Source organism: Pseudomonas farris, assembly GCF_019145235.1.
Lineage (GTDB): Bacteria > Pseudomonadota > Gammaproteobacteria > Pseudomonadales > Pseudomonadaceae > Aquipseudomonas > Aquipseudomonas farris.
In genome coordinates, this window is the sequence record NZ_JAHSTV010000033.1 from 1 (window position 1) to 985 (window position 985).

The 985-nt window shown below is 61.9% G+C and carries 1 protein-coding gene; it reads right to left on the reverse strand.

What is annotated here, in order from left to right; all coding sequences use genetic code 11:
* Positions 1–985 (reverse strand): carbon starvation CstA family protein (locus KVG95_RS29600; RefSeq protein WP_302470711.1); only part of this gene is annotated, 985 nt, incomplete at both ends.

A 985-nucleotide genomic window follows, 5' to 3' on the forward strand; every position in this document is an offset into this window, starting at 1 on the left:
ACCAGCCAGCATCTGGTTGGAGATGCCGAACAGCGGCCACAAGGTGTTGATGCCACCCAGCGGGTCGATCACGCCTTGGTACAGCAGATAACCCCACATCGCCACGCAACCGGCGGTTGCGATCAGGTTGGCGGTCCAGGATTCGGTGCGCTTGAGCGCTGGCACGAAGGAGCCAAGCAAGTCCTGCAGCATGAAGCGCCCGGCACGGGTGCCGGCGTCGACCGCGGTCAGGATGAACAACGCTTCGAACAGGATCGCGAAGTGGTACCAGAACGCCATGGTGTTTTCACCCGGCAGCACACTGTGCAGGATCTGCGCGATACCGACCGCCAGGGTCGGCGCACCGCCGGCACGAGCCAGGATGGTGGTTTCACCGATGTCCTTGGCCACCGCTTGCAGCGCTTCCGGGGTAATTGCAAAACCCCAGCCGCTGACAGCTTGTGCCACAGCCACCACGTCACCACCGACGACCGCCGCCGGGCTGTTCATGGCGAAGTACACGCCTGGCTCGATCACCGACGCAGCCACCATGGCCATGATCGCGACGAAGGATTCCATCAACATGCCGCCGTAACCGATGTAACGGGCGTTAACCTCGTTATCCAGCAACTTCGGCGTGGTGCCGGAGGAGATCAGCGCGTGGAAACCCGACACCGCGCCACAGGCAATGGTGATGAACAGGAATGGGAACAGCCCGCCCTTCCACACTGGCCCGGTGCCGTCGATGAACTGGGTCAATGCCGGCATTTTCAGCTCGGGCATGGTGATCAGGATGCCGATCGCCAGCGCAACGATGGTGCCGATTTTAAGGAAGGTCGACAGGTAGTCACGCGGCGCCAGAATCAGCCACACCGGCAACACCGCCGCGACAAAACCGTAGCCGATCAGCATCCAGGTGATCTGAACCCCGGTAAAGCTGAACGCCTTGGCCCACACTGGATCAGCGGCAATCTGCCCGCCCAGCCAGATCGAACCCAGCAGCAAT